The sequence below is a fragment of the Halorussus marinus genome (assembly GCF_004521895.1).
Taxonomy (GTDB): Archaea; Halobacteriota; Halobacteria; order Halobacteriales; family Haladaptataceae; genus Halorussus; species Halorussus marinus.
Map to the genome: position 1 here is coordinate 98262 of NZ_SBIR01000007.1, position 17742 is coordinate 116003.

At 70.8% G+C, this 17742-nt stretch carries 20 protein-coding genes; 11 read left to right on the forward strand and 9 right to left on the reverse strand.

All coding sequences use genetic code 11. The features are described 5' to 3' along the window. The first annotated feature begins 41 nt into the window (after positions 1-41). From EPL04_RS10615 to EPL04_RS10625, 3 genes are all read left to right on the forward strand, one after another. Positions 42-455 carry a DUF7124 domain-containing protein gene (locus tag EPL04_RS10615; RefSeq protein WP_134671321.1) on the forward strand — a complete coding sequence of 138 codons (414 nt, stop codon included), beginning with the start codon at positions 42-44 and terminating at the stop codon, positions 453-455. Positions 456-552: 97 nt separating this feature from the next. Further along, positions 553-1086, forward strand: a complete 534-nt coding sequence (locus EPL04_RS10620; protein WP_134671322.1) for a DUF5815 family protein — start codon at positions 553-555, stop codon at positions 1084-1086. A gap of 96 nt (positions 1087-1182) precedes the next feature. Further along, a complete protein-coding gene (locus tag EPL04_RS10625; RefSeq protein WP_134671323.1) occupies positions 1183-1422 on the forward strand; it encodes a hypothetical protein in 240 nt (79 codons plus the stop codon). On the opposite strand, the gene EPL04_RS10630 is transcribed toward EPL04_RS10625, so the two are convergent. After that, positions 1386-2345 carry a diacylglycerol/lipid kinase family protein gene (locus tag EPL04_RS10630; protein ID WP_134671324.1) on the reverse strand — a complete coding sequence of 320 codons (960 nt, stop codon included), beginning with the start codon at positions 2343-2345 and terminating at the stop codon, positions 1386-1388. The genes EPL04_RS10625 and EPL04_RS10630 overlap by 37 nt on opposite strands. A gap of 53 nt (positions 2346-2398) precedes the next feature. Between EPL04_RS10630 and EPL04_RS10635 the strand changes: the two genes are divergently transcribed. Continuing rightward, complete coding sequence (locus EPL04_RS10635) at positions 2399-3133, forward strand: CehA/McbA family metallohydrolase (protein WP_134671325.1); 735 nt, start codon at positions 2399-2401, stop codon at positions 3131-3133. A gap of 71 nt (positions 3134-3204) precedes the next feature. Here the strand turns inward: EPL04_RS10635 and EPL04_RS10640 are convergent, their stop codons facing one another. After that, on the reverse strand, positions 3205-3618 hold the full coding sequence (locus tag EPL04_RS10640; RefSeq protein ID WP_134671326.1) for an Lrp/AsnC family transcriptional regulator: 414 nt from the start codon (positions 3616-3618) through the stop codon (positions 3205-3207). A 102-nt stretch (positions 3619-3720) separates the two neighbouring features. Here EPL04_RS10640 and carA point away from each other — a divergent pair, with 102 nt between their 5' ends. Then, positions 3721-4779, forward strand: a complete 1059-nt coding sequence (gene carA, locus EPL04_RS10645) for a glutamine-hydrolyzing carbamoyl-phosphate synthase small subunit (protein WP_134671327.1) — start codon at positions 3721-3723, stop codon at positions 4777-4779. 27 nt (positions 4780-4806) lie between these two features. Here carA and EPL04_RS10650 read toward each other — a convergent pair whose 3' ends face one another. Then, positions 4807-5802: a metallophosphoesterase family protein gene (locus EPL04_RS10650; RefSeq protein WP_167599457.1), complete on the reverse strand. Its 996-nt coding sequence runs from the start codon at positions 5800-5802 to the stop codon at positions 4807-4809. A 192-nt stretch (positions 5803-5994) separates the two neighbouring features. Between EPL04_RS10650 and EPL04_RS10655 the strand changes: the two genes are divergently transcribed. Further along, a complete protein-coding gene (locus tag EPL04_RS10655; protein WP_134671329.1) occupies positions 5995-6888 on the forward strand; it encodes a Vms1/Ankzf1 family peptidyl-tRNA hydrolase in 894 nt (297 codons plus the stop codon). A 13-nt stretch (positions 6889-6901) separates the two neighbouring features. On the opposite strand, the gene EPL04_RS10660 is transcribed toward EPL04_RS10655, so the two are convergent. Continuing rightward, positions 6902-7714, reverse strand: coding sequence for a TrmB family transcriptional regulator (locus tag EPL04_RS10660; RefSeq protein ID WP_134671330.1), 813 nt, complete (start codon positions 7712-7714; stop codon positions 6902-6904). 57 nt (positions 7715-7771) lie between these two features. Continuing rightward, positions 7772-9472 carry a DUF255 domain-containing protein gene (locus EPL04_RS10665; RefSeq protein WP_134671331.1) on the reverse strand — a complete coding sequence of 567 codons (1701 nt, stop codon included), beginning with the start codon at positions 9470-9472 and terminating at the stop codon, positions 7772-7774. Positions 9473-9811: 339 nt separating this feature from the next. Between EPL04_RS10665 and EPL04_RS10670 the strand changes: the two genes are divergently transcribed. The 5 genes from EPL04_RS10670 to EPL04_RS10690 all read left to right on the forward strand — a co-directional run bounded on the left by EPL04_RS10670 (position 9812) and on the right by EPL04_RS10690 (position 15070). After that, positions 9812-10327 carry a J domain-containing protein gene (locus EPL04_RS10670; RefSeq protein ID WP_134671332.1) on the forward strand — a complete coding sequence of 172 codons (516 nt, stop codon included), beginning with the start codon at positions 9812-9814 and terminating at the stop codon, positions 10325-10327. Positions 10328-10416: 89 nt separating this feature from the next. Further along, on the forward strand, positions 10417-11877 hold the full coding sequence (locus EPL04_RS18765) for a DUF7827 domain-containing protein (protein ID WP_167599458.1): 1461 nt from the start codon (positions 10417-10419) through the stop codon (positions 11875-11877). A gap of 75 nt (positions 11878-11952) precedes the next feature. Further along, positions 11953-13002: a restriction endonuclease gene (locus EPL04_RS10680; RefSeq protein WP_134671333.1), complete on the forward strand. Its 1050-nt coding sequence runs from the start codon at positions 11953-11955 to the stop codon at positions 13000-13002. A 72-nt stretch (positions 13003-13074) separates the two neighbouring features. After that, positions 13075-14712 carry a GTPBP1 family GTP-binding protein gene (locus tag EPL04_RS10685; protein ID WP_134671334.1) on the forward strand — a complete coding sequence of 546 codons (1638 nt, stop codon included), beginning with the start codon at positions 13075-13077 and terminating at the stop codon, positions 14710-14712. A 37-nt stretch (positions 14713-14749) separates the two neighbouring features. Continuing rightward, entirely contained in the window at positions 14750-15070 is a 321-nt protein-coding gene (locus tag EPL04_RS10690) for a hypothetical protein (RefSeq protein WP_134671335.1), read from the forward strand. A 21-nt stretch (positions 15071-15091) separates the two neighbouring features. Here the strand turns inward: EPL04_RS10690 and EPL04_RS10695 are convergent, their stop codons facing one another. The 4 genes from EPL04_RS10695 to EPL04_RS10710 all read right to left on the reverse strand — a co-directional run bounded on the left by EPL04_RS10695 (position 15092) and on the right by EPL04_RS10710 (position 17670). Next, complete coding sequence (locus tag EPL04_RS10695) at positions 15092-15832, reverse strand: HAD family hydrolase (RefSeq protein ID WP_134671336.1); 741 nt, start codon at positions 15830-15832, stop codon at positions 15092-15094. 26 nt (positions 15833-15858) lie between these two features. Next, positions 15859-16347 carry a hypothetical protein gene (locus EPL04_RS10700; protein WP_134671337.1) on the reverse strand — a complete coding sequence of 163 codons (489 nt, stop codon included), beginning with the start codon at positions 16345-16347 and terminating at the stop codon, positions 15859-15861. Then, positions 16347-17285, reverse strand: coding sequence for a methenyltetrahydromethanopterin cyclohydrolase (mch, locus tag EPL04_RS10705; RefSeq protein ID WP_134671338.1), 939 nt, complete (start codon positions 17283-17285; stop codon positions 16347-16349). Before mch ends, EPL04_RS10700 begins: the two co-directional genes overlap by 1 nt. 73 nt (positions 17286-17358) lie before the next feature. Beyond that, on the reverse strand, positions 17359-17670 hold the full coding sequence (locus EPL04_RS10710) for an MTH1187 family thiamine-binding protein (RefSeq protein WP_134671339.1): 312 nt from the start codon (positions 17668-17670) through the stop codon (positions 17359-17361). Positions 17671-17742 lie beyond the last annotated feature (72 nt).

The following is a 17742-nucleotide window of genomic DNA, read 5'->3' on the forward strand; positions in this document are numbered from 1 at the left end:
GGACCGAAGGCGTTTTGCCCGCCACGCGCCCAACGGGGAGTATGAACGGAAGCGGCGAGATGACCCTGGCCTTCGAGCTCTCCGCGCTGAAGGAGCTGGCCGAGCCCGGGACGGTGTTCGAGGACGCCCGGCGGTGGAGCGAGTACGTCGGGGTCATCTCCGAGCAACCCACCTACGTGGTGACCAACTTCACTCGGAAGAACCGCATCCGACAGGACTTCTTCTCGGGGCCGAAAGGCCGGGGCGAGAGCCTCGACAGCGTCGGCGAGCAGTTCGACACCGACCGCCACGTCTTCGTCGGCGTCGACGACGAGGACCGCGCGCTCGCCGAGGAGTACGACTGGGAGTACCTCGACGTGACCGAGGCCGCCGAGGCCGCCGAGTGGCGACTCGCCGACGACGCCGACGACGAGCCCGACGCGGCCGACGACGACCAGCGCGACGACTGGCCCTGAGCCGACGCCCCCGATTTCGCGGGCGTTCCCCGCCGGTTTCGCGGGCCGCCCGACCGCAGTCGCGGCGTTTAAACGCCCGAATCTCTAAGTGCGTCCCATGGCAGAACCGCGCGTTCCGGGCGGCCGCGGGGCCGAACTCGATCTCCCCTGCGGCGAGTCGGTCCACGTTCACGACCTCGACATGGGCATGCGAGAGTACGATTGTGCGTGCGGGGCGTCCCACGCGGTCGTCACCGACATCCACCCGCCGTCACGTTTCTTCCCCGAGTTCCTCGTCGACATCCTCAGAGAGACAATCGAGACCGACGACGACATGGGAGAGTTCGGTACCACCCACCTCATGGGGATCGTCTTAGAGGAGTTCCCGGGCGAGGTCGCCACCGAGAACGTCGAGGAGGATCAGGACGTCGGCTACGCGCTGGTGTGGGTGACCGACTTCGACTCGCGGCGCCTCCACGAGATCGTGGTCGAACTCGTGGTCGAACTGATGGAGCACGCGCTGAGCCACGCCGACAGCGACGAGGCGATGACCCAGTTCGAGGCCGACATGCTCGATTTCGACGTGACCGAGTTCGTCGACGAGTACCGCCGCGAGCGCGACTTCTCGGGCCCCCACGACACCCCGGCCTGACGCGGTCGGGCCGAGCGATCGACACCTCGGCGCCGGGACCGCCGTCAGACGCCCGACTGACTGAACACTAAGTGCGATTCGACCGAACCTCGCGGTATGGTCGAGCGCGCGAGAGAGTACGATCGGATCCGCGCCGTTCTCGCCGAGGCCGACCCCGACGAACCGCTGACCGCCAACGAGATCCTCCAGTTGCTCGACGCCTCCGACGGGGCGTTCGACAGCCCCCACCGAGTCGCCACCGTGCTGGGACGGCGCGCCCGCGAGGGCGAGGTGACGGTCATCCGGTCGTCGCCGTACCGCTATCGGCTCGACCCCGCGTCGGGGTCTGGCTCGTAGGCGTCGCCGACACACAGCTCCAGGGCCTTCGGTCTGGTCCGGAGCGCGAGCGACTCGTAGTCGCGGATTTCGCCGTCGAAGCTGAAGCTGACCGGGCTGTCGCGCCTGACGGTCACGTCCAGTTCCGCGGCGAGCAGGCGAGTCACGTTGTCGGTCTCGTCGCCGAACAGCCGCTTGATAGCGGCCTCCTCGAGCAGTTCGACGGTCGGGACCTGCTCGACGATGGTCACGTCGAGCAGTCCGTCCTCGACGTCGGCCTGCGTCCGGCCCTCGTCGGGGAACCGCCGGGCGTTACCGACGAGGACGGCGACGGCCTCGCCGCCCCATGTCCGGTCGCTCTCGGACCCGGTCGCCTCGACCCCCAGCGGGAGGCCGTCGAACTCCCGGGCGGTTCGCAGGCCGCTGATGACGTAGGCGAGCATCCCGAACCGGGCCTTCATCTCGGCGGAGGCCGAGGCGCTGGCGTCGGCGGTCACACCCGCGATACAGGAGTTCAGGAAGATCCGGTCGTTGCCGGTCCCGAGGTCGATCCGCCGGCGCTCGCCGTGCTCGGCGACCTCGAAGGCGTGAGGCGCGTCCTCGACGCCGACGTTCTGGGCGAAATTGTTGCCGGTCCCGGTCGGGACCACCCCGAAGGTCGTCTCCTCGAGCGCGTCGGCGGCGTCGAGCCCGCGGACGGCTTCGTTGAGCGTCCCGTCGCCGCCCGCCGCGAGCAGGAGGTCGGCGCCGGCCGCGCCGGCGATCCGACCGAACGCGAGCCCCTCGCCCTCGGCCTGGGTCTCCAGTACCGTGTAGCCGTAACTGTCGGCGAGTTCGCGCACGCGATCGCGGTGGTCGGCGTCCCCGCTCTCGGGGTTCAACACCACCACGCGGTCGAGCGGCTCGGTCCCTGCGGTCGCGGCGTCGTCCCCGTCCCCCGACATGTAGCCCCGTTCGGGGCAGAAAGACAAAGGTCTACCGGCGCGTCACCCAGTGCGTGCTCGCAGTCGACCTACACGCTCACACCCGGTTTTTCCACGGCCACGAGGACGCCGCGGCGGCCTTCGATCCGCTCGGCGTCCGCCTGCTCGCGGGCGTCGCGCGGGCCCGCGGGCTGGACGGCGTCGCGCTGACCAACCACGACTACTACCGCGAGTTCGACCTCGGGGGATCGGGGGCGTTCGCGACCACGATCCCGGGCGTCGAAGTCACGACCACCCACGGACACGTCCTCGTCGTCGGCCCGGACCCGCCGCGCCGGACCGCTCCCGGCGAGCTCACGCCCGAGGAGACCGTCGAACTGGCCCACGACCGGGGCTGTGTGGCCATCATCGCCCACCCGTACCGCAACAGCACCGTCCGGAACGTCGAGGCCGACTTCGACGCCATCGAGGTCAACGGCAAGCATCCCCGGACCGAGGAGTGGGTCCGACGGCTGGCCGAGACCCACGACCTCCCGATCGTCGGGGGGAGCGACGCCCACTACCCCGTCGAGGTCGGCCGGGCGTACACGAAGCTCGACCTCGGGACGAGCGGCCGGCCAGGCGCCGCCGAGCTCACGCCCGAAGCGGTCGTCGACGCGATCCGGGACGGCCGGGTCGAGTCGCGGGTGAGCCGCGGGCCGATCAACCGAGGCGTCCGGTGGCTCTACCGGGAGATCCACGAGGACAAGGGGTACCTCCAGCGCCCCGAGTGGGCCGAGTCGCCGGGCGTGGGCGAACCGCCGAAGTAGCCCGGCGAGCGCCCTGTGTATTGGAGCGGCGCGTCGCCGGGCGATTCGGGGGCGGCGCGGCGCGCTGTCTCTCACCCCAGTTTCTCGTCGAGAATCAGTCGCGTCTTGGTGTTGACGACCTCCTCCAGTTCGCGGGCCTTCGTGATGAGCTGGTTCACGCTCTGGGTGTCGGCGGCGTCGACGACCAACACGATGTCCTCCTCGCCCGAGACCTGCCAGACGAAGTCGACCTGCTCCCAGTCGGCGACCCGCTCGCCGAGGTCGGCGGTGTTGACGTCGACCGCCACGTCGAGTTCGATCATCGCCTTCACGTTCCCGGTCCGGGTCGAGACGGTGAACCGTTCGATGACCCCCTCCTCGGTCAGCCGATCGACGCGGTTGCGCACCGTCCCCTCGGACGTCCCGACTTCGTCGGCGATCTCGGTGTAGGGCTTTCGGGCGTCTCGGCGCAGTATGGTCAGGATCTCGCGGTCCAGTTCGTCCATCGAGGTGCGAACGTAGACGGGGGGTACACTTGACGATTACGAAATTCGTAATCTCACTACGAAAGCAAGGTTTATAACGCCGGGTTTCGTATGAATCTCGTAATGCCGGACGCATACGTAGCGCTGGAGGGCGGCAGCGTCGTGGCGGCGCGCTGTCGCGCTCCGGGCACGTCCCACGGAGAACTGGTGTTCACGACAGCCTACACCGGGTACGAAGAGAGCCTGACCGATCCTTCCTACGAGGAGCAGGTCCTGACGTTCTCGTACCCCCTGATCGGGAACTACGGCGTCCGATCCGAGCGGTTCGAGAGCGAGCGCGTCCACCCCCGCGCGGTCGTCGCTCGCGAACTCACCGAGGACGTGGCCGAGTGGCTCGCCGAGGAGGGCGTGCCCGCGGTCGACCGCCTCGACACCCGCGATCTGGTTGGCCAGATCCGGGAGGGCGGCGCGATGAAGTGTGGCATCTCGGCCGGCCCCGACGCCTCCGAGCGGAAGGCCCGCGAGGCGCTCGCGGACTGTCCCGGGATGAGCGACCACACCGACATCGGCGCGCAGGTCAGCGTCGCCGAGACCCAGACTCGCGGCGACGGGTCGACCGACGTCGCGCTCGTCGACTGCGGCGCGAAGGGGAGCATCGCCCAGTCGCTGGTCGAGCGCGACGCCACGGTCCACGTCCTGCCGTACGACACCGCGCCCGGGGAGGTCGCCGACCTCGACCCCGACGTGCTGTTCATCTCGAACGGCCCCGGCGACCCGGCGAACTTCGAGGCCGCCCAGTCGCTGGTCGAGGAGTTCGCGGGCGAGATTCCGCTGGCTGGAATCTGTCTCGGCCAGCAGATCATCGCTCGCGCGCTCGGCGGGTCGACCGAGAAGATGGACTTTGGCCACCGCGGCGTGAACCAGCCCGTTCGGGACCTCCGGACCGACCGAGTCGTGATGACCACCCAGAACCACGGCTACACGGTCGCCGATCCCGGCGAGCTCGAAGTCACGCAGGTCAACGTCAACGACGACACGCCCGAGGGGCTCGAAAGCGACGCCCTCGACGTGTTGACCCGCCAGTACCACCCCGAGGCCAACCCCGGCCCGAACGACTCGCTGGGCTTTTTCGACGACGTGCTGGAGCTGGCCGACTGTCGAACGCCCGTGGCCGCCGACTGATCCGGCTACCCCTTCTGTTCTCCCGATCTATCGCTCGTCGACCAGCGGTAGGTCCGCCAGTTGGGCCTCGACCATCTCGCAGACGTCCGCGCTCCGGGTCGAGTGGTCCCGCGCGAGCTCGCGGGCCTCGGCGAGTCCCGCCTCGTCGGCGACCGGGACCTGTCGGAGCGTCGTCCCTCCGGGACCGATCTCCGCGAGCACGTAGGCCTGCGGGAACGACGACAGCGGCGGGCAGATCAGCCCCCGGAAGTCGCCCGACATCGCCGCCGGGAGGTGGACGTGTCCCGAGACGTGCAGCGCGTCGTGGCCCGCGAGCGCGTCGGCGAACGCGGTCGCGTCCCCGACCGGCGGGTGAGGCGCGTATCCGTCGGCGCCCACCCGCGCGTCCAGCCCCGGGAGGTTGTGGTGCGAGACGACGAGCGGGGCCTCGGCGTCGGCGAGCGCGCCGTCGAGCCACTCGCGCTGGCCGGCCGAGATCTCGCCGTCGTGGGTCGCGTCGAGTTCGCCGTCAGGCGCCGTCGCACTGTCGAGTCCCAGCACGTCGACGCCGCCGAGCCGCGCCCGGAACGGGAGCCCGTCGGGCGTGAACCGCGACTCGAACGCCGACACGGGCGGCGTCTCGTGCTCGTCGAACGCCTTGGGAACGTCGTGGTTGCCCGGCACCGCGACGAACGGCGCGTCCAGCGCTCCGAGGAGGTCGGCGACTCGCTCGACGTCGTCCGGCCGGCCGTCCTCGGTGAGGTCGCCCGTGAGAACGACGCCGTCGACCCCGCGCGCGTCGGCGTCGGCCAGCGCGGCCCGGAGTCGGGCCTCTGTCCGGTGGAACGCTTTCCAAGTCCCCGTCTTCGCGGTCGAGACGTGCGGGTCCGAGACGACCGCCAGCGCCGTCTCGGTGTCGGCTCGCGGGCGGGCGAAGCGAGCGAGCGTTCGGGCGCCCGCGGACTCGCGCGTCGTCGAGGTCTCGGCGCCGTCGGCGTTCGTCCCGTACTCCGTTTCGGGTCGCCCCCGGTCTTCGGTTCGCATCTCGATCGGGACTACCGGGCAGAGAGATATAAGGATGACGCACATAATATATATTTAACACCATATAATATATAGATAGTGGCGCCCGAGAGCCGATGTCCGGCGACACCGACACCACCCGAGAGTCGCGGGCCGGCGACGCCCCCGGCGCAAGCAGAAACTACAAGGCGCCCGCGTGCGCCCTTTCGGCGAATGCTCGACCGACTGCTCGGGCGCGCACGGCTCAAAGAGCGCATCGAGGAACTCGAAGAGGAAAAGCGCCACCTCGAACGCCGCGCGGAGGCCGAGGAGGAGCGCCGGGCGGAGGCCGCCACCGCGCGGCAGGCGGCCGAGGAGCGGGTCAACCGCCTCGAAGACCGCATCGCCGAGCTCGAAGACCGGGTCGAGCGCACCGAGAGCGACGCCCCCGATCTGGAGTTCCGCGGCGTCGAGACGGTGCGGGGCGACCGACTCGACGAGGTCCTCTCGCGGCTCGAATCGGTCGAGACCGACCCGGAGGGCGCGCTGACCGCGATGGTCGGTGCGGGCGGCTCCCGCCCCGACGCGGTCGAGGAGGCCTTTGGCGATCGGGCCGCGCTGGTCGACCGGGCCCGGCCCTGTCTCGCGGTGGCCGACGACGCCGGCCTCGTGAGCGCGGCGCTCGCGCCCCCGGTCGCGCCCGCCCCGTTCGCCGAGTGGGACGCGGGCTTCCGACTCGAACGGAAGTGGTTCCTCCCGACCGGTCGGTTCGCGCTCGCGCTCGTGCGCTCGGATCTGTTCGCGGTCGGCACCTACCAGGGCCGCGAGCGGGTCGACTTCGAGGGGTTCGAGAGCGACGTGAAAGCCGACCACTCGAAGGGCGGCTTCTCGCAGGGCCGATTCGAGCGCCGCCGGGACGCCCAGATCGACGAGCACCTCGAACAGGCCGAGGCGGCGCTGGCGGCGGTCGACGCCGACCGCCTGTTCGTCGTGGGCGAGTCGACGCTCTTGGGGGAGTTCGACGACCGCGCGGACGCGACCGCGGCCGTGGACGCGACCGGCGACCCGGAGGCGGCGCTCGACGACGCGTTCGGCACGTTCTGGACGACGCGGCTCTACCGGATCTGAGAGCCCCGGCGGCTCACGAGCCACCGATAGAGAGCGGTTCGGCCGCCTCCCATCGGGGGGCGAACTCCTCGCGGACGTCCGCGGCGAACTCGGGGTCCTTGAGGTCGATCATCGCGAACGGCTCGCCCGGGTTCAGGGGGTTGACGACCTCGATACAGACCTCCACGCTGTCGATGAGGTTGAACGTCCCCCGGAGCCCGTCGACGGTGCGGACCGCGAACGTCGAGCGGTCGGCGAGGCGCTCGGTGTAGCGCCTGCCGACGCTCGGCGGGAGGGTGTCGACGAGATCCGGCGCCATCAACAGCGAGATCTCGACCCCGCGGTCGAGCGCGGCTTCGAGGTGTTCGGCCACCCGGTCGCCCACGCTCCCGAGGTCGAACTGGGCCGACGACCGCCCGACCACCATCACGATCCGGCGGTCCGCGGCGTCGAGGCGCTCGATCAGCAGGTCGACCGACTCCTCGGCGCCCACCGACGCGGTCCAGAACTGCTCTTCGAGGGGTTCGGCGGCCTCGAGCTCGTCGGTGAGGGTGTCGACGATCTCCTCGTACTGCTCGGCCTGCTCCTCTAACTCCGCGAGCTTGTCCTCCAGTAGTCGGTTGAGCGCGGTCTCGGGCTCGACCGCGACGTACTTTTTCGGGCGGCTCGCGCTCTGGGAGCGCACCAGGCTGTGGGTTTCGAGGCTGGAGAGGACGTCGTAGATGCGTCCCATCGGGACGTCGCTCGCGCGTGACAACTCTTTTGCAGTTGTCGGCCCCGCGTCGAGAAGCGATCGGTAGGACCGAGATTCGTACTCGGAGAGGCCGAGGTCTCGTAGACTCGCCATACGCCTCGACATTACGCTCCCGACATATAAACTCCCGGCCCGTTTGTTGATCCGGGGCTACTGGGTCGCCTCGCCGACGAGTTGGCTCAGTTGCGCGGGGTCGCTCGCGGTCCCCGCTCGCTCGCCGTCGACGACGACGTGAGCGGTCCCGGCCTCGTACTCGCGGTCCCGGAGCTCTCCGACCGCCGGGATCACGACCTTCTCGTGGTCGGCGACCCGGAGCGCGGCCCGGTGGAGGTCCGACCCCGCCGGGTCGGCGACCTCGATCACGAGCGGCTCTCGGCAGAGCCGGGCGGCCGCGGTCGCGTAGCTCGCGACCTGCACCCCGAAGCGGTCGGCCGCGCCCGCGAACGCCGCGACCGCTTCGGCGGCGGCCTCGCGGTAGCGGTCCTCGCCCGACAGGATCGCGAGGTCGATCAGCGCGTCCGCGAGTTCGGCGTTGCCGTCGAGCGGTCGGAGCGGTCGGTCGAGCAGTCCCGGCCCCGACCGGGGACCGTCGACGAACGCCCCGGTGTCCTCGTCCCGGAGCGCCTCGAGCGCGCGGTCGGCAACCTCGCGGGCGGCCCCGAGGGACGCCGCATCGCCGGTCACCTGTCGGGCGGTCGTCAGCGCGCCGAGGAGGTGGGCGTGGTCGGCGAGCAGGTCGGTCTCGCCGGTCCGACCGTCGGCCCGAAAGTGGGTGATCGCGCCGTCCGCGACCAGTTCGTCGAGGACGTGATCGAGCGCGCGCTCGGCGTACGTCCGGGCGCGCTCGTCGTCGGTGTACGCGTGGAGGGTCAACAGCGCGTCGGCGGCCATCGCGTTCCAGTCCGCGAACGCGGTGGCGTCGACCGCCGGCGGGTCGGCGGCCTCGCGGTCGCTCGCCGGCCGGTCGTAGTAGCCCGGCTCGTCGGCCTCGCTCTCGGAGTCGTCCGGGGCGTCTGGCTCGTCGCCGGGCGCCTGACTCCCGGCGAACGCCTCGCCCGTCCAGAGCGTCGTCGTGAGGTACTCGACCGTCCGGTCGGCGGGCTCGCGGTACTCCGCCTCGCCGGTGTAGAGGTACGCCTCGGCGAACGCCCGGACGAGCGCGGCGTTGGTCGACAGCAGTTTCTCGTGGTGGACGTCGGTCCAGTCTCGCCCCTCGGCGAACCGGAAGAACCCACCGTCGTAGTCGTCGAAGAGGTGCTCGCGGACCGCCGTGAGGCTCGCCAGCGCCTGCTCGCGCTCGCGCTTCAGGGCGAACTCCGCGGTGCGGGCGAGCGGGAACTTCTCGCTGTCGCCCCACCCGCCGAACTGGTCGTCGAACTTCTCGCCGAGCTGGCCCGCGACCAGCCGCTCGATCTCCGGCGACAGCTCGCCGGCGGGCGGGTCCTCGCGCAGGCTTCGCGGGACCCGGGCGGCGTCCCGACCCTTGTGGGTCCAGAGGTCCCGGACGCGCTCGACGACCTGCCGCATGCCGTCGACTCCGAGGTAGGTCGCGCCGGTCAGCGTCTCGCCCTCGGGGGTGAGAAACACGTTCGAGGGGAACCCGCCGACGTTGTACCGCTCGCGGACCCGCGGCTGGCGGTCGATGTCGACCCGAATCGGGACGAACGAATCGTTGACGTTGGCCGCGACCATGGGGTTGCTGTAGGCCTCCCGGTCCATCCGGTGACACCACGAACACCACGTCGCAGACAGCGAGAGCAGGACGGGCTTGTCGGCCGCTCGGGCCTCCTCGAAGGCGTCGGCGCCCCACTCGCGCCACTCGACTTTGGTTCGCTCGGCGCTCTCGTTCATCGGTACCCCACGGTTCGTGTCTGTCGGGGATGGGTCTTGCTATACTCGCGCGGCTCGGCGGGCGGTCGGACTCGGGGCAAGAGAGCAGAAGGACCGGCGCCCCGCGGCCGGTCGGGCCGCGAGGAGTCGAACGGGCGCGGTCCTCCTGCGAGTCGCGTTCGAGCGCCCTCCGCCGGACGGCATCATCGGGCGACTCCGGCCGGTCACCTGCTCGGAGCCGGTTCGCAAAACGCCGTGCGTCCGAGTCGACGCCGCGCCCACTTAAATTCCGCGCCGGCAGACCGTCGGCCCGACCGCCGGTAGCGAGACGCTTACGGGGATGGGCGCCAACGTCGAACTGTGAACCGAACGCGGTTCCTGTTCGGACTGGCGGCGGTGCTCGCGGGCATCGCCACGCTCCAGTTCGTGCTGGCGTTCGTCTACTCGCCGGCCCTGCTGGGGGTTGCGCTCCCGTTCGGCGCGGCCGCGTATCTGGTGTGGTACCAGGCGAGCGGTCGACTCCGCGAGCGCGTCGAGCGTGGGCGGGCAGGCCAATATCGTGACCGCGGGACCGAGGCCGGGGGGTTCGGCGCCGGCCCGCGAGAGTCGTTCTCGGGACGCCGGGGCGGGTTCGGCGACCGCGAGGCCGGGGGCGGCCGTCGCCGCCGAACTCGCGGGGCGGCCGGCCCCCGGACCGACGCCGGCCCGACCGCGGCCGAGGCGTACCGAACGCTCGGCCTCGACGCCGACGCCGACGAGGAGGCGGTCCGGGAGGCGTACCGCGAGCGCGTGAAGTCGGTCCACCCGGACCGCGAGGGCGGCGACGAGGAGGCGTTCAAACGGGTCAACGACGCCTACGAGCGCCTCCGGGAGTAGACGATCCGGGGTCGGCGGGCCGACCGCGGCGGTCACCACCACGCGGATTTATTACGGATGGGTCGTTACACCTCGATTACGCACCGTCTATGCTCTCGAATCCCCCGTACGGCGCCGCTCTCGCCGTCCTCGCGCTTCTGCTCGCGGCGGTCGCTCCGTGGGTCGGCGCCGCCGGCGCGACCGCAGCGCCCAGCGGCTCGTTCGGCGACAACGTCGTGTACGCCGACCGCGGCGACGTGCTGAACGTCACCGTCTCGACGTCCGACGCGGGGACGGTGAACCTCGGCTCGCCCAAAAAGGGGTTCTGGCTTCAGGTGGACGTCGGCGGGGGGACGACCGAACTCAGCATCAACACGTACAAAGTCGGCCGTACGGGGACCGACAAGAGCGAGTGGTTCGTGAACAGCAACCCGGCGGTCGAACTCAAGACCGACCGGCTCTCGGCACCGCTGGAAGTCGCCAACTACCCCATGAACGTCACGGTGAACGGGGTCACCCAGGACAAGGCCGGCTTCGTGATCGAGGGCCGGTCGACGAACGGGATCGAGGCCCGCATCGCGCCCCGGAGCACGAACGTCGGCGAACTCGCGCCCGGCGACGCGGTGGGCGCGACGACCCCGCTCGGGGACAACGGGACTGTCGCGCGCGGCGACTGGTTCGTCGTCCACGTCGACGCCACGGGACTGAACGGGCTCCTCCCAGACGACCTGTTGAGCGACAACGTCGATGTCTCGTTCGTCCAGTCCAAACGGAACATGAACATCGAGCCCAACGACTTCAACCTTAGTTCGCCCGGCTTCTCGTTCGCCGGCGACGAGCGGATCGTCCGCGACCCCGACCGCAAGGGGTTCTACCTCTTCGTCGACACCGCCGAACACGGCATCCGAGCGGGCGATCGGTACAACGTGACCTTCTCGATCGCGGCCGACAGCCCGCTCGCGGCCGAACGCGAGGCGGTCTCCACCGAACTCCGGGTGGTCGAGCGTCGTGTCGACCTCCAGTACGGGGGCGACCGGATCGTCTTCGAGAACCGGACGACGCTCTGGGCGGACACCACTCTCGCGCCGGGGACGACCGTCAACATCACCGCCACCGACGACGACCTCCCGCCGATCCACATGCCTCGCACGAAGATGGTCGGCGGCGACCGGGCGTTCGCCGCGACGTTCAATCTGAGCGACTACAAGTCCGGCCGAGAGCTCGTCGTCGAGTTGCGCGATCAGGACCGGACGTACGACGCCGTCGTGGGGCCGCTGGCGCCCGAGACGACGGCCGCCCCGAACACGACCGAGCCGACCGCCACAGAGACGACGGTCGCTCCGACGACCGCGACCACCGGGGCGCCGACCGAGACGACCGCCGCCACGACGACCGCCGACTCCACCGCGGTCGGGCTCACACAGGTCTCGTCGGGCCGCGAGTCGGGGCCGCTGACCCAGCGACCCGTGAAACGAGGCAGTAGCGGCGTCACCGACGTGCCGGGGTTCGACGTCGCCGCGGTGGTCGTCGCGCTCCTCGCGGCCGGGGTGTTGGCCGCCCGTCGGACCTGACCGCCTGCGCCCGCGGGGGGTCGGCTCTTCGTATTCGGTCGCAGGGGTGATGTTTTTTATACGGGGCCTGCGGATGTGAGATCGAACGCAGTCCCCGCGGTGACTACCATGTTGCAGGAAATGGACCAGTCGGAGTTCGGGCAGTTCGTGGCGGCCCTCTGGGACCAGCAGGGCTGGGAGACGCAGGTCAAGACCGACGACGGTCGGACGTTCGTCGCGGTCCAGCGCCCCGAGACCGGCGACGAGGGACTGCTCTGGGCGATCCCGGCCTCGGCCGGCGAGGTCGGCGGCAAGCAGGTCCAGCAGTTCGTCAAACTCTGTCGGGAGTACGGCGTCGACGAGGCCGCCATCGTCTCGGCGGGGTCGGCCTCCGACCACGCCGAGAAGGCCGCCCAGGGGACCCAGATCAAACTGCTCGACGGCGAGGGCGTGATGTCGTTCCTGGAGCGTCGCGACATGACCGATCTGCTCGAACGCCACGCCGGGGGCGCGACCGGAGGCGGATCGGACGGCGGGTCGCCGGTCGACCGAGTCCGGGCGATCGCCGAGACCGCGGTCGGGCGCGTCGCGGGCCTCGCCGGCGGGGTCGGCTCGCGGGGGCTCGCACTCGCGGTGGTCGTCGCGGTCGCGATCGTCGCGGCCGGGGTGCTCGGCGTGCCGTCGATCCCGTTCATCGGCGGGGGCGGCGACGACATCACCGCCGAGTCGGTCTCCCCCGAGGGGGCGAACGCCAGCCTCCACGTCGCGTGGAACGCCGCGACGACCGACACGATCGACCCCAACGAGTCCGACGAGTTGGCCTACCGGGCGCCCGAGGGGACCCGGTTCGTCGTGGTTCGGATGTCGGTCAACAACACCGGCGAGACGCGGGCGCCCCTGCGGCAGGCCGCGTTCCGGTTCCGAGCCAACGCCACGACCTACGACAATCAGACGCTGGCCGACCACGACGGCTTCGTCGACTTCCCGATGGGGCCGGGCGAGAACCGCGTGGTCTGGACCGTGTTCGTGGTTCCCGACGGGGTTTCGGGCGGCACGCTCGTGTACGACCAGAACGCGACCGACGCGACGGTGGCCGTCGAGTTCGAGCGCGACACCGCCATCTCGACGAACGTGACCGCGCGGTGACTCCCCGAATCCGTGGTACTGCGCCTCACACTCCGGGCAAGGCTTTTGCCGACTCCGGCCTAATCGCGCGGTATGTGCCCTAACCGGGCCACGTTGCAACGCGCTCTCGATCGCGGCGAGCGAGAGGGCGGCAGCGTCGAGTTCAAGGAGCGACTCACCAGAGACCTCCACCTCGGGGACGGTCGGATGGAGAGTCTGGCGGCACAGCTCAGACACCGCGTGCTGTCGGGCGACGGCGAGGCCACTTACGTGGTCGGCGTCACCGACGACGGCGGGATCGCGGGAATCAGCCACGACGCCTTCTCGGAGTCGATGGACGTGCTGAGCCTGCTCGCCGAGGAGGCGGGCGCCCACATCGAGGACGTCCAAACGTGGGGGATCGACGACGACGGGTCGGTGGCGACCAACCGCGACGGCGGGGCCGACGGCCTCGTCGGCGTGGCGACGATCCGGGAGGGCGCGATGCTCGACACCGACAGCGACCACATCGTCGTCGGGACCGCGGGCCACGTCGACCACGGCAAGTCCACGCTGGTCGGGTCGCTGGTGACCGGGCAGGCCGACGACGGTGAGGGCGGCACCCGGGGCTACCTCGACGTCCAGCCCCACGAGGTCGAGCGGGGGCTCTCGGCCGACCTCTCGTACGGCGTCTACGGCTTCGACGGCGAGGGGCCGGTCCGGATGGACAACCCCCACCGGAAGTCCGACCGCGCCCGTGTGGTCGAGGAGTCCGATCGGCTGGTGTCGTTCGTCGACACCGTCGGCCACGAGCCGTGGCTCCGGACCACGATCCGGGGGCTGGTGGGTCAGAAGCTCGACTACGGCCTGCTGACCGTGGCGGCCGACGACGGCCCCACGAAGACGACCCGCGAGCACCTCGGGGTGTTGCTCGCGACCGAACTCCCGACCATCGTCGCGATCACCAAGGCCGACGCGGTCACCGACGACCGCCTCGCCGAGGTCGAGCGGGCGGTCGAGCGCCTGCTCCGGGACGCGGGCAAGACCCCGCTCCGGATCGAGCGCTACGGCGTCGACGCCGCGGTCGAGGAGATCGACGAGAGCGTGGTCCCGGTGCTCACTACCAGCGCGGTCACGATGACGGGGCTCGACACCCTCGACGAGCTGTTCGAGCGCCTCCCCAAAACCACCGCCGACGCGGGGGAGTTCCGGATGTACATCGACCGGAGCTACTCGGTCACCGGCGTGGGAGCGGTCGCGTCGGGCACCATCATGGCCGGAGAGGTCGAGGCGGGCGACGAACTCCTGCTCGGGCCGATGGCCGACGGCGAGTTCCGGGAAGTCGAGGTCCGGTCGATCGAGATGCACTACCACCGGGTCGATCGGGCGACGGCCGGCCGGATCGTCGGCATCGCGCTGAAGGGCGTCCAAGAGGCCGACATCGAGCGCGGGATGGTGCTCGTGCCGGCCGGCTCCGAGCCCGAGCCCGTCCGGGAGTTCGAGGCCGAGGTCGTGGTGCTCAACCACCCCACCCGGATCCGCGACGGCTACGAGCCGGTGGTCCACCTCGAAACGATCAGCGAGGCCGCGCAGTTCCACCCCGAGGGCGGCCAACTGCTTCCCGGCGACTCGGGTAAAACGCGCGTCCGATTCAAGTTCCGGTCGTACCTCTTCGAGGAGGGCCAGCGGTTCGTGTTCCGCGAGGGCCAGAGCAAGGGCGTCGGCACCGTCACCGACCTCGACCCCTCCTGATCGCGTGGTTTTTGTAGGGCGAGCGACCACTACGTTTGTGAACCGCGACAGAGCCGTCGAGATCGCCGTCGGCGTGTTCGTCACCGCGCTGTTCGTCCTGAGCGCCTTCGGGGTCTACGGCGCGGTGCTCGAGGGCGAGGGAGTGCTCTCGGCGCTGTTCGGGGTCTACCTCACGGGGCTGTTGTTGTTCGCGGTCCTTCGGGACTCGATGCGGACCCGCGGCTGGCGGCTCGCGTTCTTTTCGGGGGTCGCGGTCTGGGGCACCTACGAGTACTTCGCGGCCGACGGCGGCGTCCTCTCGCTGGCGCTGGCGGCGATCGGCGTCGTGATGGTCGCCGCGAACGCGATCGACCGGTAGTCCCGCGGTGAGCCGCCGGGCTCACCACGGCGCGTCGCGCAACTCCGCCAGCGACGCGAGCGAGTAGTGGGGCGCCGGGTCGGGGTCCGCGTCCGACTCGGCCGGCACCCAGACCGACCGCAGTCCCGCGGCGTGGGCGCCCGCGACGTCCGAGGACAGGGAGTTGCCGACGTGGACGGCGCGGCCGGCCGGGATTCCCAGCGCGTCGAGCGCGCGGTCGAACGGCTCGGGGTCGGGTTTGGGCGGAGCGTCGTGGCCCGCGAACACGATCGTCTCGAAGCGGTCGGCGAGCCCCGCGGCTTCTAGCTTCGTCGTCTGCATCTCCGGCGGCCCGTTGGTCACCACGCCGAGCGCGTGGTCCGCCCCGAGCGCGTCGAGGGCCTCGACCGCGCCCGGTAGCGTCGACACCCGGGTCTGGTCGCGCTCGGCCGCGTAGGCCGCGGCGACCCGCCGGCCGAGGGCGGGGTCGCGCCCGCGGCGCTCGGCGAGGTCGGCAAAGCAGGCCGCCCGGCCCTCCGCGATCGAGACGCCCGGTCCGAGGTGGTCGCCGAACCGTTCGAGGTACGCTTCGGCGCCGAAGAAGGGCTCGACGCCCGCCGCCTCGAAGGCGACTTCGAGCAGTTCGGCCGGCGAGCGGTCGTACTCGACGAGGGTGCCGTCGAGGTCGAACAGGACCGCGTCGGCGGGCGAGTCGGGAGTCGACGCCGCGCGGTCGTCGTTCGGATGCGGGTCGTCGTTCGGGTGTGGGTCGTCGCTCGTCATACTGATGGGTTCGTCGTCGCCGCGGGTTACGGCCCGCGGTAGCCGCCGTCGGCGCGCTCGGCCAGTCCGAGGAGCACGCACCACTCCAGGATGTGCCCGACTCGCTCGCGCCAGAGCTGTTCCCACGAGTTCGGGTTCTTGTGGTGTTCCCACGTCGGCACCTCGTCGCGGAACCGCTCGAAAGCCGCCTCCACGGAGAGGGGCTCGTCGGCGTCGTCTAACGCCGCGAGGATCGCTGGCGCGCCGAAGACGTGGTCGCGGAACCGCTCGCGGAGGTACTCGGGGTCGGGATCCCGGCGGAGCCGTACGAACCCCGAGTCGGTCTCCTCGGCCAACCCGAGCGCCCGGAGGAAGGTGAGCCACGTCCGGGCCTCGTCTCGCATCTGGAGGTCGGTCCGGTCGAGCAGTCGGGCACAGCAGTCGTCCTCGGTGCCGGGAACGAGCGGGACCGCCCGCTGGGCCTCGGCCACGGAGTCGAGATCGGCGGGCGGTTCGGGGACGAGCTTGAAACGCATCAGTCCCCGAGGCCGAAGCTCTCGGCCAGCAGTCGTTCGTCGCGCCCACCGACGACGTGGGTGTCGCCGCCGATCACGTTGATCGTCGCCCGCGCGGGCGCGAAGACGCTCTCGTCGACCTCGTAGAAGTCCCAGTCGACCGACTCGAAGATGTCGGCGAACCGCGTGCCGTACTCGTCGGTCGCGGTCGAGACGATCTCGTCGAACCGGTCGAACTCCTCGCGGACGGTGAGGTGGACCCGACCGCCGTACGCCAGCGCGTCGTTGGTGCGAGCGATGGCGGTCTGCTCGTCGCCCGCGACCGGCGCGACCGGCGCCGACCCCGTCGCGTTCACCACGTCGAGGGGGTCGTAGCCCAACTCCGAGAGCCGGAACACCGCCATCTCGGCCGCGCGGGCCGCGACGCTGACGCTCCCGGCGAGGCTCGCGGTCGGCGCCGTCGGGAGGAAGACGCTCGACGGCTCGACGCCGGTCAGGTCCGCGACGTGGTCGGCGACCGACGCCGTCGGGTAGTCGTCGCTCTCGACCGCCAGCACCGCGAACTCGAACTCGTCGCGGTAGCCCACCCGGGCGAACTCCTCTTCGTCGGCGACCAGCGCGCGGGCCGGCCCGCTCCCGAGGCCTTCGAAGTCGTCGGTCGCGACCTCCCAGCCGGCCTTCTGGGCGCACAGCAACGCCAGCGCGGGGTGGTCGGTCGAGAGCTCGACGTGGGGCAACGGGGCGTCGGCCACGTCGTCGAGCCGGCTCTGGACCGTGGCGAGCCCGCCGGTCTGGAGCTCCGCGAGCAGGAGGCCGGCCTCGACGCCGGCGTCGAACTCGTGGCCGAAGTCGAGCACCGTCGCGCCGTTGTCGAGTTCGTGGGCGCCGATGTCGAGTTCCTCGGCGAAATCGAGCGCTTCGTCGGCGAGTTCGAGCGCGTTGCGATTGAGACTGTCCATGGACGTGGGTTGGGCGCGATCCGGTAAACAGTTTTCAGTCTGGCTCGCGCGGGCGTTCGGCGCCCGCGAGGTGTTATCGGTCGCGTCTCGCCTCGCGGCCCAGCGCGTCCTCGACGGCGTCGACCTTCTCGTCGGCGCGCTGGTCGCGCGCTCGCTTGTCGTCGATCTTGAGGAACGTGCTCACCCGGTCGCCGTCGACCGCCTCGTGGGCGGCCTGTGCGGCCGCGAACAGCTCGTCGACCGAGTCTGCCTCGATCGTGGTCCCCATCGGCGTCGTCTCGTAGGAGACCTCGAAGTCATCGAGCGCGGCGACCGCCTTGGCGACCTCCCCGGCCATGCTACCTTCGGTGACTGGTGCGACGCTCAGGAAACCGATCGTCGTCATACCGGACCACGCGCGCCCGAGCCAGTTCAAGATACCGCCGCGCGACCGCTCCGGGGTCGCCTCGCGTCCGGG

What these genes read in the sequence shown, in the direction of transcription:
- EPL04_RS10630 (WP_134671324.1), bottom strand. Translation starts at nt 2,345, where the DNA reads ATGTCGGGGGACGGGGACGACGCCGCGACCGCAGGGACCGAGCCGCTC.
- EPL04_RS10700 (WP_134671337.1), bottom strand. Translation starts at nt 16,347, where the DNA reads ATGCGTTTCAAGCTCGTCCCCGAACCGCCCGCCGATCTCGACTCCGTG.
- EPL04_RS10655 (WP_134671329.1), top strand. Translation starts at nt 5,995, where the DNA reads ATGCTCGACCGACTGCTCGGGCGCGCACGGCTCAAAGAGCGCATCGAG.
- EPL04_RS10625 (WP_134671323.1), top strand. Translation starts at nt 1,183, where the DNA reads ATGGTCGAGCGCGCGAGAGAGTACGATCGGATCCGCGCCGTTCTCGCC.
- EPL04_RS10710 (WP_134671339.1), bottom strand. Translation starts at nt 17,670, where the DNA reads ATGACGACGATCGGTTTCCTGAGCGTCGCACCAGTCACCGAAGGTAGC.
- EPL04_RS10665 (WP_134671331.1), bottom strand. Translation starts at nt 9,472, where the DNA reads ATGAACGAGAGCGCCGAGCGAACCAAAGTCGAGTGGCGCGAGTGGGGC.
- EPL04_RS10685 (WP_134671334.1), top strand. Translation starts at nt 13,075, where the DNA reads ATGTGCCCTAACCGGGCCACGTTGCAACGCGCTCTCGATCGCGGCGAG.
- EPL04_RS18765 (WP_167599458.1), top strand. Translation starts at nt 10,417, where the DNA reads ATGCTCTCGAATCCCCCGTACGGCGCCGCTCTCGCCGTCCTCGCGCTT.
- EPL04_RS10640 (WP_134671326.1), bottom strand. Translation starts at nt 3,618, where the DNA reads ATGGACGAACTGGACCGCGAGATCCTGACCATACTGCGCCGAGACGCC.
- EPL04_RS10660 (WP_134671330.1), bottom strand. Translation starts at nt 7,714, where the DNA reads ATGGCGAGTCTACGAGACCTCGGCCTCTCCGAGTACGAATCTCGGTCC.
- mch (WP_134671338.1), bottom strand. Translation starts at nt 17,285, where the DNA reads ATGGACAGTCTCAATCGCAACGCGCTCGAACTCGCCGACGAAGCGCTC.
- EPL04_RS10650 (WP_167599457.1), bottom strand. Translation starts at nt 5,802, where the DNA reads ATGCGAACCGAAGACCGGGGGCGACCCGAAACGGAGTACGGGACGAAC.
- EPL04_RS10615 (WP_134671321.1), top strand. Translation starts at nt 42, where the DNA reads ATGAACGGAAGCGGCGAGATGACCCTGGCCTTCGAGCTCTCCGCGCTG.
- EPL04_RS10695 (WP_134671336.1), bottom strand. Translation starts at nt 15,832, where the DNA reads ATGACGAGCGACGACCCACACCCGAACGACGACCCGCATCCGAACGAC.
- carA (WP_134671327.1), top strand. Translation starts at nt 3,721, where the DNA reads ATGCCGGACGCATACGTAGCGCTGGAGGGCGGCAGCGTCGTGGCGGCG.
- EPL04_RS10620 (WP_134671322.1), top strand. Translation starts at nt 553, where the DNA reads ATGGCAGAACCGCGCGTTCCGGGCGGCCGCGGGGCCGAACTCGATCTC.